At 61.3% G+C, this 16,071-nt stretch carries 14 protein-coding genes and 1 pseudogene; all 15 read right to left on the bottom strand.

From position 1 onward, the window contains the following. Positions 1-10: 10 nt before the first annotated feature. Complete coding sequence (locus tag ACF0H7_RS24085) at positions 11-928, bottom strand: dihydrodipicolinate synthase family protein (RefSeq protein WP_397449350.1); 918 nt, start codon at positions 926-928, stop codon at positions 11-13. A 78-nt stretch (positions 929-1,006) separates the two neighbouring features. Then, a complete protein-coding gene (locus ACF0H7_RS24080; RefSeq protein ID WP_397449349.1) occupies positions 1,007-2,044 on the bottom strand; it encodes a proline racemase family protein in 1,038 nt (345 codons plus the stop codon). Between the two features lie 13 nt (positions 2,045-2,057). Then, positions 2,058-2,783: an amino acid ABC transporter ATP-binding protein gene (locus ACF0H7_RS24075; protein ID WP_397449348.1), complete on the bottom strand. Its 726-nt coding sequence runs from the start codon at positions 2,781-2,783 to the stop codon at positions 2,058-2,060. Then, complete coding sequence (locus tag ACF0H7_RS24070; protein ID WP_397449347.1) at positions 2,776-3,426, bottom strand: amino acid ABC transporter permease; 651 nt, start codon at positions 3,424-3,426, stop codon at positions 2,776-2,778. The genes ACF0H7_RS24075 and ACF0H7_RS24070 overlap by 8 nt, the downstream gene beginning before the upstream one ends. 9 nt (positions 3,427-3,435) lie before the next feature. Continuing rightward, positions 3,436-4,107, bottom strand: coding sequence for an amino acid ABC transporter permease (locus ACF0H7_RS24065; RefSeq protein ID WP_397449346.1), 672 nt, complete (start codon positions 4,105-4,107; stop codon positions 3,436-3,438). Next, positions 4,100-5,866 (bottom strand): aconitase X, encoded by a 1,767-nt coding sequence (locus ACF0H7_RS24060; protein WP_397449345.1) that lies wholly within the window; start codon positions 5,864-5,866, stop codon positions 4,100-4,102. The genes ACF0H7_RS24065 and ACF0H7_RS24060 overlap by 8 nt, the downstream gene beginning before the upstream one ends. A gap of 76 nt (positions 5,867-5,942) precedes the next feature. Then, entirely contained in the window at positions 5,943-6,761 is an 819-nt protein-coding gene (locus ACF0H7_RS24055) for a transporter substrate-binding domain-containing protein (protein WP_397449344.1), read from the bottom strand. A gap of 390 nt (positions 6,762-7,151) precedes the next feature. Next, on the bottom strand, positions 7,152-7,826 hold the full coding sequence (locus ACF0H7_RS24050) for a GntR family transcriptional regulator (RefSeq protein ID WP_397454002.1): 675 nt from the start codon (positions 7,824-7,826) through the stop codon (positions 7,152-7,154). Between the two features lie 51 nt (positions 7,827-7,877). After that, positions 7,878-9,146, bottom strand: coding sequence for an FAD-dependent oxidoreductase (locus ACF0H7_RS24045; protein ID WP_397449343.1), 1,269 nt, complete (start codon positions 9,144-9,146; stop codon positions 7,878-7,880). Then, positions 9,143-9,379 carry a (2Fe-2S)-binding protein gene (locus ACF0H7_RS24040; RefSeq protein WP_397449342.1) on the bottom strand — a complete coding sequence of 79 codons (237 nt, stop codon included), beginning with the start codon at positions 9,377-9,379 and terminating at the stop codon, positions 9,143-9,145. The genes ACF0H7_RS24045 and ACF0H7_RS24040 overlap by 4 nt, the downstream gene beginning before the upstream one ends. After that, positions 9,379-10,501: pseudogene (locus tag ACF0H7_RS24035) on the bottom strand (NAD(P)/FAD-dependent oxidoreductase). The gene ACF0H7_RS24040 and the pseudogene ACF0H7_RS24035 overlap by 1 nt, the downstream one beginning before the upstream one ends. Continuing rightward, positions 10,498-11,439, bottom strand: coding sequence for a 4-hydroxyproline epimerase (locus ACF0H7_RS24030; protein WP_397449341.1), 942 nt, complete (start codon positions 11,437-11,439; stop codon positions 10,498-10,500). Before ACF0H7_RS24030 ends, ACF0H7_RS24035 begins: the two are co-directional and overlap by 4 nt. A gap of 204 nt (positions 11,440-11,643) precedes the next feature. Further along, entirely contained in the window at positions 11,644-12,387 is a 744-nt protein-coding gene (locus ACF0H7_RS24025; protein WP_397449340.1) for a helix-turn-helix domain-containing protein, read from the bottom strand. Positions 12,388-12,442: 55 nt separating this feature from the next. After that, a complete protein-coding gene (locus tag ACF0H7_RS24020) occupies positions 12,443-15,025 on the bottom strand; it encodes a tetratricopeptide repeat protein (RefSeq protein WP_397449339.1) in 2,583 nt (860 codons plus the stop codon). Positions 15,026-15,064: 39 nt separating this feature from the next. After that, positions 15,065-15,979: a LysR family transcriptional regulator gene (locus ACF0H7_RS24015; RefSeq protein WP_397449338.1), complete on the bottom strand. Its 915-nt coding sequence runs from the start codon at positions 15,977-15,979 to the stop codon at positions 15,065-15,067. Between the last annotated feature and the right edge of the window lie 92 nt (positions 15,980-16,071).

The following is a 16,071-nucleotide window of genomic DNA, read 5'->3' as shown; positions in this document are numbered from 1 at the left end:
AGGTCTTTAACTACAGGCCCACTTCCGGCAACACCGGCCGTTTGGCCATCGCCTTGCTCATGATCGCCTCGACAAACTCACGGTCCTCATCCGGCAACGCCAGGCGCGGTGGGCGGGTGAGGGCGCTGCCGCGGCCGGCCAGTTCTTCGCAAAGTTTGATGCATTGCACCAGGTCCGGACGGGCGTCGAGGTGCAGCAGCGGCATGAACCATTCATACAGCGCAATCGCCTCTTTGAAGCGCCCATCCCGCGCCAGGCGGAACAGGGTTTCGCCTTCTTTCGGGAAGGCGTTGGACATCCCCGAGACCCAACCCACCGCGCCCACCGCAATGCTTTCCAGCACCACATCGTCGAGCCCGGCGAACAACACGAAGCGATCACCCACCTCGTTGCGCACATCGATAAAGCGCCGGGTGTCGCCAGACGAATCCTTGAAACACACGATATTTTCGCAATCGGACAGGGAAATCAGAATGTCCGGCGTCACGTCGTTCTTATAGATCGGTGGGTTGTTGTAGACCATCACCGGCAGATCGATGCTGGTGGCCACGCTGCGAAAGTGCGCCGCCGCTTCGAAGGGCTTGGAGGAGTACACCAGCGCCGGCATCAACATGATGCCGTCGGCCCCTACGCGCTGGATTTCTTTCGCGACCTTGGTTGCATTGGCGCTGGTGAATTCGGCGATCCCGGACAACACCGGCACGCGCCCACCGGCGGCGTCTTTGGCGACTTCCACCAGGCTGACTTTTTCTTCGGTGCTCAACGAGGTGTTCTCACCGACGGTGCCGCAGATGATCAGCCCGGAAACGCCATCGCGCACCAGGTTGGAAATGACTTTGTGCGTGGCTTCCAGATCGACGCTGAAGTCACTGCGAAACTGCGTGGTGACGGCGGGGAATACGCCGCTCCAGTTGACGGATGTGCTCATGTTATCTCCAGATAATAATTAAGGTATTTCGTATACGTTAGATGTCAAACAAAGCGGTGCCGCTATATTTTCGTCCTCTCAGATGTCCAGGTGCACCGGCCAGGTATCCGACAACTGATAGCCGACAGGCCACGGATCGCTGGGGTCGAGCATGTGTTGATGGGTGCCGGTGATCCAGGCGCGCCCAGACAGGCAAGGAATGATCGCCGGGCGTTCGGCCACGGTGGTGGCTGCGTCGATGCGGCAGTGAAATTCCGAGCCGATAATCGAACGACCAATAAAGCGTTCGCCTACGGCCAATTGGCCTTTGGCATGCAACACCGCCATGCGCGCCGAACAGCCGGTGCCGCAGGGCGAGCGGTCGATCTTGCCAGGGCGGATCACCACGGCATTGGTAGCGCTGGCGACCCCGTCATCGTGGGTCAGCGGCGCAGCGATCTGGCAGAACGAAATGTGTTTCCAGTCTGGATTCAGCGGGTGACGGAAGCCCAGTTGCTCGTTGGCCGCCAGGGTGATTTTCAAACCGGTGGCGACCAGGTCGGCGGCTTCGTCGGCGGTCAGAGCAAAGCCCAGTGTCTTGGCGTCGACGATGACAAAACTGTCGCCGCCATACGCGGTGTCGACCTGTAAGGTGCCCAGGCCTTGGACTTCGATCATCACGTTCAGCTTGTCGGCGAACGAGGGCACGTTGCGGATTTCCACACGTTCGGCCTTACCGTTGCGGCACTCGGCGAGCACCTCGATCAATCCGCCCGGTGCCTCCAGCACCAACCGAGTGTGCGGTTCGGTCATTGGCAGGATGCCGGCGTCGAGCAATACGGTGGCAACGCACATTGAGTTGGAACCGGACATCGGCGGCACGTCCGCCGGTTCCATGATGATGAAGCCCATCTGTGCCAGCGGGTTCTTCGGCGGGACCAGTAAATTGACGTGACGAAACACGCCGCCACGGGGTTCGTTGAGCACGAAATTGCGCAGCACGTCATCGTTGGCGACCCAACGCGACTGTTCCCACAAGGTGTCGCCTGGAGGCGGCGCGACACCGCCGACGATGACATCGCCGACTTCGCCCTCAGCGTGGCAACTGATGACATGGATGACTTTCGATGAACGCACGTTGCAGTCTCCTTTATGAAATTACGGATTTAAGAAACTCGGCGGTTTCGGCTTTTTGCGGATGCACGATGACTTGATCCGGCGTACCGATTTCATGCACCAGGCCCTCGCGCAGAAACGCCACCCGGTCGGACACATCGCGGGCGAAGCGGATCTCGTGGGTCACCAGGACCATGGTCATGCCGTCTTCGGCCAGCAGGCGCATGGTGTCCAGCACCTCGCCAACCAGTTGCGGGTCCAGCGCGGACGTGGCTTCGTCGAACAGCATGTAGTTCGGCGACATGGCCAGCGCCCGGGCAATCGCCATGCGTTGTTGTTGGCCGCCGGACAACTTGCCGGGGAACACTTTCAGCTTGTCGCCCAGGCCAACGTGGGTGAGTTGTTTGACCGCCAGTTCCTCGGCTTCGGCAGCGCTTTTGTTCAGCACCTTGCGCGGTGCGAGCATCACGTTCTCCAGCACGGTCAGGTGCGGAAAGGCGTTGAATTGCTGGAAGACGATGCCGATCTTCTGCCGCAGTGCGTTGAGGTTGGTACCCTTGGCGTGGACCTCGGTGCCGTCCACCCGAATGCTGCCGCTGTTGATCGATTCCAGGCCGTTGATGCACATCAGCAGGGTCGATTTACCGGAGCCCGAGCCACCGATGATCGACACCACTTCGCCCTTGTTCACGGTCAGGCTGACGCCCTTGATCACATCCAGTGGGCCGAAGGATTTGTACACATTGTCGATCTCAATCATTTTCCTGCCACCTTGTTTCCAGTAGGGCGCCCAGGCGGGCAATGACCAGGCTCATGACGTAATAGATCAGTCCGGCGATGCCCAGCACCAGCAGCGGTTCGTCGATGCGCGTGACGATGGTTTGCGAGGCGCGCAGCAGTTCGATGATGCCGATCCACATCACCAGCGCCGTGTCTTTCATCACCGACAGGGTCAGGCCGACCCAACCGGGGAAGGCCACCCGGGTAGCGATGGGTAGCACGATGCAGCGCAGGTCCTGCCAGTAGGTCAGGCCCAGCGAGCGGCTGGCGCGACGCAGGGTCGGCGGCACCGCCAGCACCCCGCCGCGCACGATTTCCGTGCAATAGGCCGTGGCGTAGATGCCCAGCACAATGCAGCCGACGGAGAAGGCACTCCATTCCAGGCCGACGATGCTTTTCAGCGCGTTGAACAGCACGAACTGGATCAACAACGGCACGCTGCGGAAGATGTCGAGGAACCATGACAGCGGCACGGTCGATCTCGGCAGCATGGCCCGCAATAGGCCGCAGATCACCCCGGACAGCGTGCCGATCACCATCGCCGCCAGGGTCAACAGAATCGTGACCCAAGCGCCTTGCAGCAAAAACAGAAAATCGTTCCAGGTAAAGGTCGTCGTAAACATGTGCGTTCCTCAATACCTGAACAGGCGCCAGCTCAGCAGCCGGGCGACACCGACGATCAGCTTGGCGATCAGGTAATAGATCACTGCCGCCAGGGCAAAAAACTCAAAGGTGCGGAACGTTTTCACGTTGTAGTCCTGGGTCACACCCGTGAGGTCGTTGTTGAGCCCGACGATCACCCCCAGCGAGGTCATCAGCACCGCCCAGACCATTTGGTTAGTCAGTGGATAAAACACGATGCGCAACAGTTGCGGGACCACAATCAGCCGGTAGGCCTGAAATGCACTCATGCCCAGCGAGCGGGCTGCACGCATCTGGGTTTCCGGCACCGCCTTGAGCCCGCCGCGAAAGTTTTCCGCCAGGTAGCCGGCGTTGTTGAAGGTGATCCCGGCCAGCAAGGCCAGCCAGGAACTGACGTGCAAGCCGAGGGAGCCGAGGCCGAAATACAGCATGTAGATCTGAAACAGTGACGGCGTATTGCGCGCGACGGACACCCAGAGGTTGCCGAATCCGCGCAGGCCGAGGTTCTGGTTCTGGCGCATGAGCGTCAGGATCAGTGCGATCAGCACGCCGAGGATCATCGATAACGCAGCGGTCTGGAAGGTCACCACCGCGCCGCCGAGCATGTCCGGCAGCGCTTTGAAGGCGGCGCGCCAATGGAACTCGTAGTCGAAGTCAAACATGGGCGGGCGCCTCCTCGACCCCGACCAGCCAGGCCGGTAGCCGCGCATCGGTGGTGCCGTTGCAGGCCGCCTCGACGCAGGCCGCCAGACTGCCGAAGCGCACGCGACGCCCAACCAGTCCCGGCGCGTAGTGCGCGTACTTGCCCGAGTTGGTCATCAAGGTTTGTGCATGGCGCGGGATCACCGGTTCACCGAGCATGCACCAGCAGGTGTCGGTGACAAACTGCACGCCAAAGGCTTCCAGTTTCGCGACATAGCCGGCTTTAATCGCCTGCTCGTGAATCGCCCGACCGCAGGTGATCACCAGTGCCACATCAGGGTGTTTGCGTTTGCCATCACACAGCGTGGCCAGGGTCGCGCATTCGCTCAGGGAAAAGTGCGGATTGCCCAGCGACACCAGGTCGATTTTCAGTTCGTCGGCGCTGTTGAGTTCCGCCCAACTGCCTTGCAGATCGCTCAATGCAATGCTCAGCGTTTGCGCTGGCGACTGACCGCCCAGCGCCTGATCGACAGTGGTGGCTTCCGGGGTGACCCCGGCAATATGAAACATCGGCGCGCCAGAGGTGGTGGCAAACGCGGCACCAAAGGCTTTCAGGTCATCAAGACTCGGCTGACGCTGCTCCAGGCCGCAGACCACAGGAATCTCGCTGCCAGCCAGCAGTCCGACGTGGTAGCCGAGCAGTGGGTAAAAGGCGTCGTCGAGGTCAGACAATTCCGGCACGTCGATGCGCAGGCTGGCATGGCGCGCTTGATCCAGGTGGCAACCGGTCAACGGTGCGCGGCCGGTCAGGGCGATGCAGATGTCCAGGTAATCCGGGTATTTCAAGGTGCGCGCGCCGATCACGCTGTTGGCGTAGACCACGGCGTTGGATTCTGCCCAGACGATCTGTTCGCCGGCCTTGGGCGCGGTATCGAGCAAGTAGGGCGCGCAGGTGAAACTGACTTTCGCGCCCATGTCCAGATAGGCATCGCCCAATTGGCTGGCGGGCAGGCCGAGGGCAGCGTCGATCCCCTGTTCACGCCAGCGGCGCTTGTCCACGGAAATCGAATTCAGGGTGGTGGGCACACTGACTTTGGCCCCCCATGCCACCAGTTGTTGAGCGAAGCGCAGGCTGGCCGGGCCGGTGTAGATGCAGCCGTCGATATGCGCCTGAGTGACGTCCAGCAACTCGCGGGCACCTTGCAGTTCGGCGATGCGCAGGATGATTTGCATGGCCACTTGCGCCGCTTTACCGTGGGCGCCGGCGAGGATTTCTCGATCCTTGGGGCTGAGTGTCAGGCTCGAGGTTGTGTTGTGTACGGCAGGTGCCGGGGCAGTGGTAATGAGCGCCGCGGGGGCCTGGGAATAGCCGTACAGGCGATCGCCTTCAATTCGCACATGACTGACGTCGCGCAATGCAGCGAAACCATCACGGCCGACACACAGTACCGGAATCGATTGATGAAACATTTGCTCGGCGATGATCACGCCAAGGGTCAGGATGTCTTCAACCTGTTCGAAGACCAGCGCGGCGGGCGCATGGCCGTTAAGGATCAATTCCAGCAACACGCTGCTGCCGGTGCACGAGCCACGGCCGCTGGGAATCGCCAGTACACGATGGGCGAGAATCGCGCCGCTCAACGGGTGATGGCGGTCGATGACTTCGCCACTGAATGGGTCGACGCCCCCCCAGAAACTCAGGCCGACATTGGCATACAGCAACTCACCCTGAGCTGATCCGGAGACCAGGCAGCGACCGCTTAGAGAAATATCAGACATCGTGGTTTCCTGAAGGGCAGAAAAGGCCCGGCGCGCTGCTACACATAAGGCGACGCGCCGGCCGATGAAGCTGATATCAGCGATAGATGCCTGGCACCGTCAAGTTCACAGGCTCGCCGCCCACCCATTTCTGGTACAGCTCGGCATAACGTCCGGTGCGTACTTGCTGGTTGATGAACAGGTTCAGGTAGTTGATCAGGCCGTACTCGCTGCGCTTGGCGGCCAGCGCGACATAGTCGATGACGTAAGGCGCGTTACCGACCACTTCGAGGTCCGGGTATTTACCTGTTTTGATCACGGCGGCCGACACAGTGTTGGTGATCACGGTGGCATCAATGTGGCCTTGGGCGACCGCTTGAATCGTGTCGTTCTGGGTTTGATAGGCGCGGAAACTGCCGTTCGGGTCGTTCCAGGCCTTCACGTCTTTTTCCAGGGCCAGGGCTTCGAAGGTGCTGCTGGTATTACCGACGGGCTTGCCTTTGAGGTCTTCGTATTTGGTGATGCCTTTGCCTTTGTGGGCGACGACTTTCATCTGGAAGGCGAAATACGGAATCGACATGCCTACGGTTTTTGCCCGTTCCAGGGTGTCCGAGGTCGAGGCGACGATGATGTCAGCGCGCCCGGAAACCAGGGCCGGGATACGGTCGGCGAACGGGGTGTCGACGATTTCCGCAGTGACACCGAGGATTTTCGCCAGGTCGTTGCAATAGTCGACGTCGAAACCGATGGGCTTGTTGTTCTCGTCCCGCGATCCCATCGGTGGGAAGTCGAGGGTGACGGCGCAGCGCAGTTTGCCGCTTTCAATAATGCTGTCCAGCTTGTCGGCTTGCGCCGTGCCCATGAAGCAGGCGCTGAGCAATGTTGCGAGGGCTACAACGGTTGCTTGAGTTTTCATTTAAGAGCCTCGTTGTCCTGGTGTCGGTCAGATGAACTCATTTTTTGATATTTGGATTTCGTATACGGTATTTGATATGCAGAGCATGTGCCAATTTCCAGCGTAGCTGAGATTGGCCAAGGAGAAGCTTTCAAGTGGCTGTGGGCATTACAAAAATCGCGTGGGAGCTGCGCAGGGCGTTGTGGCGGGAGTGATTCATATTCGGGCGGCGGGGTGCCGGGGTGTTACATATGGGAGCAGCGGGTGGTTACTGGGGAATGTGTTGAGGTATTTATGTAGGAGCGAGCTTGTCTGATCGCCGCACCGCCGCGATGCCGGTGTATCTGACCCACCGCATCAAGCAGATCGCGGGCAAGCCCGCTCCTACACGTGTTTGTCTTGGCAAAGCGCTTAGACCTTGACCGGTCGATTCGGCAGGTGTTCGTACAAGGTTCGGCACACACCAATGATGTGCTGTTCGATCAATTCGGCCGCTTTGTCGGCATCGCCGTTGCGGCAGGCCTGGACGATTTCCCGGTGCTCGACGTTTGCCCGTTCCTTGCTTTCACCCAGGCTCATTTGCAGGCGCAGGTAGCGTTCGACCTTGTCGTGGATCGAGCGGATCAAGTTGGTCAGAAACGGCCGCTGCGCCGGCTCGTAGAGACAGGCATGCAGTTCCCAGTTCAGTTCAGCCCAGTGGCCGACGTCGTTGTTGTCGAGGAACTCATCGCAGATGCGCTCGGCATTGGCGAAGGTTTCTTCGGTCATGTTCGGCACCGCCAGGCGAATGGCCTGCACTTCCAGCAGCACGCGTACTTCGAAAATCTGCGCCAGTTCTGGCTCGGAAATCTTGGTGACGATGGCGCCCTTATTGCGCTGAAACAACACCAGACCTTCTGCCTCCAGCCGCTTCAGTGCTTCGCGCACCGGAATTTTGCTGACGTTGAACAGGCCGGCAATTTCGTCCTGGCGGATGGGTTCGCCCTCGGCAAAATGGCCGACGATAATCGCGTCTCGCAAATGCTTGGCGATAATTTCAGAGGCTGTCGGCGTGATCCCGAGGTTAGGGGGATTGAAACTTGGCAAGGGCAATGAACTGGACCGTCGTCGAGGGGCAAAAGAATATTGTATACGACGTTACTGAGGGCTGTGGCCGATTTCATCCACGGCAAGGCACGCCAGGGTGCCGATCCGTGCGGGGCTGAGGGGGAACCTCGGTACCGGCGGTGTCCAGTCGAACAAATAGTGCGCGGCCGAACCGCACACGCGTCCCTGGCAGGCGCCCATGCCACAGCGACTTTGCAGCTTGGCGTCGGTCCAGCCTGAACAGGATTGCAGCGCCGAGTAGGGCACGTCTTCACAGCGGCAGACCAACGTGTCGGGCGCGGCCAAGGTTTTCAGCGCCGGATTCAGGGTGAACGTGGTGTTGAGCAAGTCGGCAAATTGCTGCCAGTGCTGGCGCTGCGGCCATAACGCACGGGCCTTGGTGTGATCGCCGACGGCGGCATGTCCGGCGATGGCACCTTCGATCAACGCCAGTTCGCTACCACCGAAACCGGTGCATTCGCCGGCCGCGTAATGATCGGCGAGGGTGCTGGCCTGCCAGGTGTCGACCAGGATCGCCTGATCATCGATCCGGCAGCCCATCACCTGGGCCAATTGAATGTTGGGAATCAAGCCGAAACCGCAGGCCAGTCGACTGCAGGCCACTTCCACCACGTTGCCGCCGCGCAGCACGCGCACGGCCTCCAGGCGCTCCTCGCCCAACGCGGCCAGCACATGGCTGGAGCAGCGATAACGGCTGTTGATCAGGGTCAGTGCTTGCAGGGCCTTGGCTGGCCATTTCGGTAGCTGCGCGGCAAAGCCCATGACCGCGCCGTAGGAGGCTTGCTCGGCAATCTGCAACACCGTCGCGCCAGCCTGTTTCGCGGTGGCGGCGCTGGCCAGCAATAAGGGACCGCTACCGGCGACCACCAAGGCTTCACCGGCCACCGGCATTCCGCCCTTGATCAGCGCTTGCAACGCGCCTGCACCGGTGACGCCAGGGAGGGTCCAGCCGGGGAACGGCAGTAACAATTCACGCGCGCCGGTGCACAGGATCAGGCTGTCGAACGTCACCTGCCAACCGCGTTCGGAATCCTCCAGCAGCAGGGCTTTGTGCCCGGTGCAGGCGACGACTCGGGTGCCGCTGAGCACTTCAATATTGGGCGCCCTGCGCAACGCCTCGCGGTGTTGCAGGGCCGTGGCCGGCAGATGGGCTTGAGGTCCGTCGCGCCAGATCTGTCCGCCCGGCACCGGATTATCATCCAGCACGACGATAGCCACGCCACTGGGCGCGGCGGCGAGGGCGGCGGCCATACCGGCCGGGCCAGCGCCGATGATCAGCAAGGGGATGTGTTGACTCATGGCTGGGTCTCCACCGACATGCCGGTACGGCACAAGGTCTGACAGGCCAGACGGCGTTTTCCATCGATGGTGACCCGGCATTCCTGACAGATTCCCATGCCACACAGCGGCGCCCGACGGTGGCCGGTGACCGAAGTACGACTGCTGCCATCGGCGCCGATGTACAGGGCGGCGGCCACCGTGGTGCCTTCGACGACGTGCAGGCGGTTGCCGTTGAGTTGGAGTTCGATCATCAGTGGACACCTGCCATTTGCTCGATATCACTGAAGCGTTCAAGGCGATACGGCATTGGCTCAATCGCCGGTTGTTCCTTGAACAGCTGCGCCGCCAACAGGTGCGCGCTGCCGGGCGCCGTGGTGACGCCCAACCCTTCGTGACCGACTGCCAGCCACAGACCCGGTTGCTGTGGATGTTCACCCACGATCGGCAGGCCGTCAGGGGTGGCGGCGCGAAAACCGCTCCAACTGCGAATCGCGTTGAGGTCCGCCAGCCCTGGCAAATAGGTCAAAGCGCGCTGAATCATCTGCGCCAGTATCGGCCCCTCCACCTGCGGATCGAGGGTGTCGAACTGGCGGGAAGAGCCCAGCAGAATTTGCCCGGTGGGCCGTGGCTGGGCGTTGAATGCGACCGAGGTGCCTTGGTTGGCGTGGGCGTTGGTGATGTAGCCCAATTCCACCAACTGATGGTGAATCTGCGCCGGGTAGCGGTCGGTGATCAGCAGGTGGCCCTTTTTGGCGCGAATCGGCAGATCGGGGCAGAGTTCGGTGGCGTAGATGCCGTTGGCCAGCACCACGGCTTCGGCGCTCAAGCGGCGCTGATTACTCAGGCGAATTCGATTGCCCTCGACCTCAATCACGTCGGCGTGCAGTTGGGTAATGCGCGAACGGTGTTGGTCGAGCAGCCAGCGGCTGGCGTTGGGCGCATAGAGAATTCCGTCGCCACTGACCCTGAGGCCGCCGACCAAGTGTTTAGCCAACGCTGGTTCGCTGGCGGTAGAGCGCCTCGCGGGTGAGCATTTCGCAGGTGATGCCGTGGGCCTGCAACACGCGCTGCTTGTGTTCGGCGGCCGCCATTTCCTCGGCATTGGCCGCCAGCCACAGGGTGCCGCACTGGCTGTAGGCACAGCTTTCGTCGAGCTGCGCCGTCCATTGGCGCCACAGCCCGATGGAGTATTGGCTGAGCGCCAACTCTGCCGGGCTGTCATCCATCGCCACCAGATGGCCCATGCTCGCCGCCGTCGCGCTCCTGCGTTGGCTGTCCACCACCAGCACCCTTAGGCCACGGCCGGCCAGCTCATGGGCGCAGGCACTCCCGACGATGCCCGCGCCGATGACGATGACGTCCGCGTCGTTCACTGACGAATGCCCCAGGCGAAGGGGTCGTCGTCCTCCAACAGTAAAGTGGCTTCAGCACTGACGTACGCGCGGCCTCGAATCGTAGGAATAATCTTGGGACCGCCTTCGGTCTGCCATTCAAAACTGCCTTCGAACTGACTACCGATCACACTGGCCTGGCGCCAGATCTCACCCGGTTGCAGCTTGCCGTCGGCGGCCAGGCAGGCCAGTTTGGCGCTGGTGCCAGTGCCGCAGGGGGAGCGGTCGTAGGCTCTGCCGGGGCACAGCACGAAGTTTCGGCTGTCGGCGTTGTCGTCATCGGCAAACAGTTCCACATGGTCGATCACGCCACCGTCTTCGCCGCGAATGCCCTGATCCTCCAGCGCCTGCCGCACCGCCATGCTGTACGCGGTCAGCGCGTCCAGGTTGTCGCTGGCCACGCGCAGGCCATGCTCGGCCATCAAGAAGAACCAATTACCGCCCCAGGCAATGTCACCACTGACGTTGCCCTGTCCGGGGACGTCGACCATCACCGCCTTGCGATAACGATAGGCCGGGACGTTACGCACGCTGACCGAGCGGTCTTCGTGCAGGGTGGCTTCTACGGTGCCTACGGGCGTTTCGATTCGGTGCACGCCGGCCTGGATGCGGCCGAGATGAGCCAGGGAAATCACCAGGCCGATGGTGCCGTGGCCGCACATCCCCAGGTATCCGTTGTTATTGAAAAAAATCACGCCGGTGCAGGCGCTGGGGTCGACCGGTCTGCACAGCAGGCCACCGACAATCACATCGTTACCGCGTGGTTCGAGCATGGTGCTGGCGCGCCAATGGTCGTGCTGATCTGCCAGCAATTGCCGGCGCTCGGCCATGCTGCCGCTGCCCAGGTCCGGGAAACCATCGATCACCAGCCGCGTCGGCTCGCCGCCGGTGTGGGAGTCGAGAACACGAATTCGCTTCATGGATGCCTACACCTGCACAGGAATGTTCAGGCAAGAATGGTGCTTCAGCGGGGCGATGGCTTGACCGTTTTCTTGGGTAAGGATGACGAAATCGGCACAGTCGCTGCACGGCTGTTGTAGGAGCGAACTTGTTCGCGAGAGCGTTGTGTCAGGTACCCGCCTCGCTAACAAGTTAGCTCCTACAGAGTGATACGACGCGGTGTATTAGGCATACACCTGCCGATACTGACTCGGCGATAACCCGGTCAGCGCCTTGAACTGGCGGCTGAAGGCGCTGTGGTCGGTGTAGCCGCAGCGCAGGGCGATGTCAGTGATCGGCAGCTCACCGGCCAGCAAATGCGACGCCGCGCCAAGCCGGGCTTTGTGGATCATCTGCCGAGGCGTGAGCTGGAAGATGCGTTTGCACTGGCGCTCCAGTTGCGCAACCGACAGGCCGGCAATTGCGGTCAGTTCGGCGAGGCTGATGGGCCGGGCAAAGTGCGCACGAATATGCGCGTCCACGGCGGCCAGTTTCTGATACGCCGGATGGGTCGAGCGCGGCGCTTGCAGGTCGTGGGAGATGCCGGCCATGCCGATGATTTCACCTTGATCATCGCGCAGCGCCAGTTTGTGCGTCAGGCACCAGCCGGGTTGGCAACCGGGGTACAGGTGCAGTTCAAGCTGATCGCTCAATGGGCTGCCATCGGCCAATACCTGCAGGTCTTGTTCGGTGTAGACCGGGCCGAGACTGGCCGGAAACACCTCTTGCGCTGTCCGCCCTTCGAGCTGCTGCTTGTCCCTCAAGCCGCAGCGCTGGGCCAAGGTCTGGTTGGCCAGCACGTAACGCGCTTGCAGGTCCTTGATGAAAAACACCACGTCGGGCATGGCATCGAACAGCGGCGCGATCTGTTGCAAGCTGGCGACCAGGCTGGCGAGATCGGGCGATGGGGGCAGTTGATCGAGGCGCATGGGCTGGTCTGATCGAAGGGGTGTAGGCAACTTATCGGTTCAGAGGCGGATCTGTCTACGGCGGGGGTGGGACGAAGCTCGACAGACTCGGGGTCAGCATCAGTTGTTTCTGTGCGCCCAATGGTCTGCCGTGCCAGGGCAAGCTCTCCCACGGGATTTTTCCCAGCACGTCATCGGACGCAATCAGCCATTGGCGGGCGGGATCGATTTGCCGCGCCAGCGGCCGCAGCAAGGCGTCGCTGAGCCATTGTCCATGGCGGCTGATCGAACGTTGCCGCAGCGCCATGTAGCGCGTGGGAGCGACGATTTTGCCGTTCACCGGGCGTTTGCCCGGGGTGGCGATATACACCAGGCCATTTTGCTGCCAGGCCTCCAGCGGTACTTCTTGCAGTGCTTTATTGAAACTGTCGACGTCGGGCAAGGCATTTAGCCAGCGAAAAGATTCCGCACGGGCGATCAGCTGCGGGCCGGGCGCGCTCTTGATTACCTGCATATCGCCAACCTTGGGCAAGGCGAGGGATACGCCCGTGGCATCGGCATCGAACAGCCAGGTGATAAACACGCCGTTGTCTGGCAAGCGTGCGCGGCCGTCTTCGAGGCTGATCGGTTTGCTGCCAGCGGCGGCGCGTGCTTTGGCGCGTTCGCTGACGTTCAAGACTTCTGCATAGTCGCCGCGATTGGCCGCCAGATCGACGGCGAGGCGTGTGTAGTAATCCTGATCCAGTGGCCGCTTGGGACTGTGCTCGATCAGCTCCAGCGATTCGCGCCGCAGGGCCAGTGCCTCGGGACGGCGCCCGGCGAGGTCGTAGCGGTTGGCCAGCGTGAACTGCGTGGCAAGCGTGTCGGCAGGGTCGACACCCTGTTGATTGCGCCGCAGTTGCAGGATCTGTTCATTGAGTTTCAACGCCTCCGCGTGACGCCCGACCTCGTCATAGGCGTCGGCCAGACGGGCCATGCTGTCGAGGGTTGCGGGATGGTTGGGACCTTGTATGCGAGTTCGCTGCACCAGCGCTTCTTCGCTGAATTGCAGCGCCTCGCTGCGTCGCCCCAGATGGCGGTAGTCGCTGGCCAGTTGATCGAGGGTGGCGAGGGTCGCCGGGTAGTCGTCGCCCTGGAGGCGAACCCTGAGTTGCAGGGTGTCGCGACCCAGTTTCAGCGCTTCGGCGTATCGCTCCAGTCCGGCGTAATCGAGGGCCAGGTTGTTCATGCTGTCGAGGGTGGCGGTCTGTTCGGCACCGAGCAGTCGACGTCGTAATTTGAGCACGTCCTGATCGAGTTGCAGCGCCTCGTCGAATCGATTCCATTCGCGATAGGTGGTCGCCAGATTGCTCATGGCGTCCAGCGTCGTGGGGTGTTCGGCACCTTGGGCACGGCGGCTGATGAGCAGTACTTCTTCATTCAATTTCAATGCGTCGGCGCGCCGCCCGGCGGCGCTGTAGCTTTCAGCCAGACTGTTCATGCAGCCAAGGGTAATCGGGTGTTCGGTGCCCAATGCACTGCGCGCCAGCTCGAGGGCTTGTTCATTGAGCTTCACAGCGTCATCGAGACGCTTGAGGCTGACATAGATGTGCGCCAGATGGTTCATGCTGACCAGCGTATCGGCGTGTTTTTCACCCAGTGTGCTGCGCCGCAGGGCCACCACTTCTTCGCTGAGTTTCAGGGCGTCGGCGGCCCGCCCGGCGTGGTCGTAGGCGAGCGCCAGAGCGTCCATGCTGTCAAAAGTTTCGCGGCTTTTCAGCCCCTGTTTCAGGCGCCGGGCTTTGAGCAGTTCTTCGTAGAGTTTTACCGCCTCGCTGTAACGCCCATAGTCGTCGTAGCTGTCCGCCAGCTGATTGATGCTGATGAGCGTTTCGGGGTTGTCATCGCCCAGCAATCGACGACTAAGTGCCAGCGCTTCTTCGCGCAGTTTAAGCGCGTCGGCCAGCCGACCCAGGTGTGCGTAGTCGTCGCTGAGATTGTTCAGGCTGACCAGGATTTGCGGGTCTTGCGCACCCGCCACGCGCCGTCGCGCCGCGAGGGTTTCTTCGTCGAGTTTGGCGGCTTCGTCGTAACGCGCCAGCTTGCTGTAATTGAGCGCCAGATTACTCATGGCGAACAGGGTGTCAGGATGGTTGGCGCCCAGTAAACGCAGGCGGATTGCCAGCAGGTCTTCGTTGAGGGCCAGCTCATTGTCGAAGCGTCCCAGCGCATGGTAATCAGCGGCCAGGCGGCTGATGCCAGCGAGGCTGTCCGGGTCGTCGTCACCCAGTTTTCGACGCGTGATCGCCAGCAGGTTTTCGTTGAGTTTCAGCGCCTCGGCCGGGTGATCCAGGGCACTGTACAGCCGCGCCAGATTGCTCATGCAATCGAGGGTTTTCGGATCTTCGGGGCCGAGGTCACGGGTGTAGGCGTTCAGGGCCTGGGTCATGAGTTGCGCGGCTTCTTCGACCTGGCCGTCGCGGTAGGTGCTGATGCCTTTGAGCGACAAGCGGTCACCTTCGATGCTTTGTTTCTGCTCGGTAGGCGTATCGGTAGCGCTGAGGGCCAGGGGCGGATAGATCAAGGGTGGCCCTAGCAGCAGGATGGTCAGGGCGCAGCGAGCAAGACGGCCTGATCCGGCGCGTTTCCGGTGGTGCGTCATGACATTCGGTTCCGGCATAAGACTGTCCAGTGGCGCTATTCAAGATCAACGCAGTTCCTACAGAGACCGCGCCTTCTCATGAAGTGCGAATCCTTCGACTACAGTCTGGCCGAGAATTTCCGTGGCGCGCTTCAAATTACCCAATTGCGTCGGATGGACCAGCCAGATATCCAGGCTCAGGGAAAAATCCTTCACCTCGACCTGCGTCAGATCCTGATGGAAGCTGCTCCGGTTCAGCACACTGCGCGGGACCAGTCCCAACCCCAGACCAGCAGCCACCATGCGCAATTGCACCTCGGTGCCGTGGGTGTCGACGCTCAGGCGGATATTTTTTCCCGTGCCCTCGATCGCCCGTTCCAGCGCGGCCCGATAACCACAGCCTTCCGGGTTCAAGATCCACGGTTGGCTGGCCAGGGTGTCGACATCGGCCTGGTCACCGATCAATGGCTTGCGCTTGCTCTGCACCACCAGCACGTCGAGAGTGCTGATAAAGCGTCCGGCGAACGCCTGCGGCAGGCGGCTGGGGGAGGTCAGCATCAGGGTCGCTACATCGAGACTGCCGTCCTGCATCTGTTGTTGCAGGGCGGAACTCCAGTCGGTCTGCAACTGCACCTCCAGTTCCGCAAACTCGGCTTTCATCTTCATCACCACGTCGAACAGCACCACGTCCGCCACCACCTGGGTGAACCCCAGGCGAAAAGGACCGCTCGGCGGCGCGCCTTCGCGGGGCACCTCCAGCAGGTGCTCGGCGTCGCGTAGCAGCACCACCGCATGTTGATAAATACGATGCGCCAGCGCCGTGGGCTTTGGCGGCCGGCTGGTGCGGTCGAACAGGTTGGCGTCAAGCGACTCTTCGAGGTGCTGAATGCGCCGCGAGATGGCCGACTGCGTCAAGCACAGCGCCTGGGCTGCGCGGGTCAGCGAGTTGTGGTCGATCACCGCGACGAAGGCTTTCAGGTCTTCAAATAGCATGCGTAACACTCATAATTAGTGGAAAAATTATGCGCTTGTAGAAAATTACTGTCGAGACTACTTTGAATCCCGCACCACGCAGCTACTTTTCC

The sequence above is a fragment of the Pseudomonas sp. NA-150 genome (assembly GCF_044336365.1).
Classification (GTDB): domain Bacteria; phylum Pseudomonadota; class Gammaproteobacteria; order Pseudomonadales; family Pseudomonadaceae; genus Aquipseudomonas.
The sequence above is the reverse complement of the archived record's forward strand: the minus strand, read 5'-3'. Positions and strand labels throughout refer to the sequence as shown.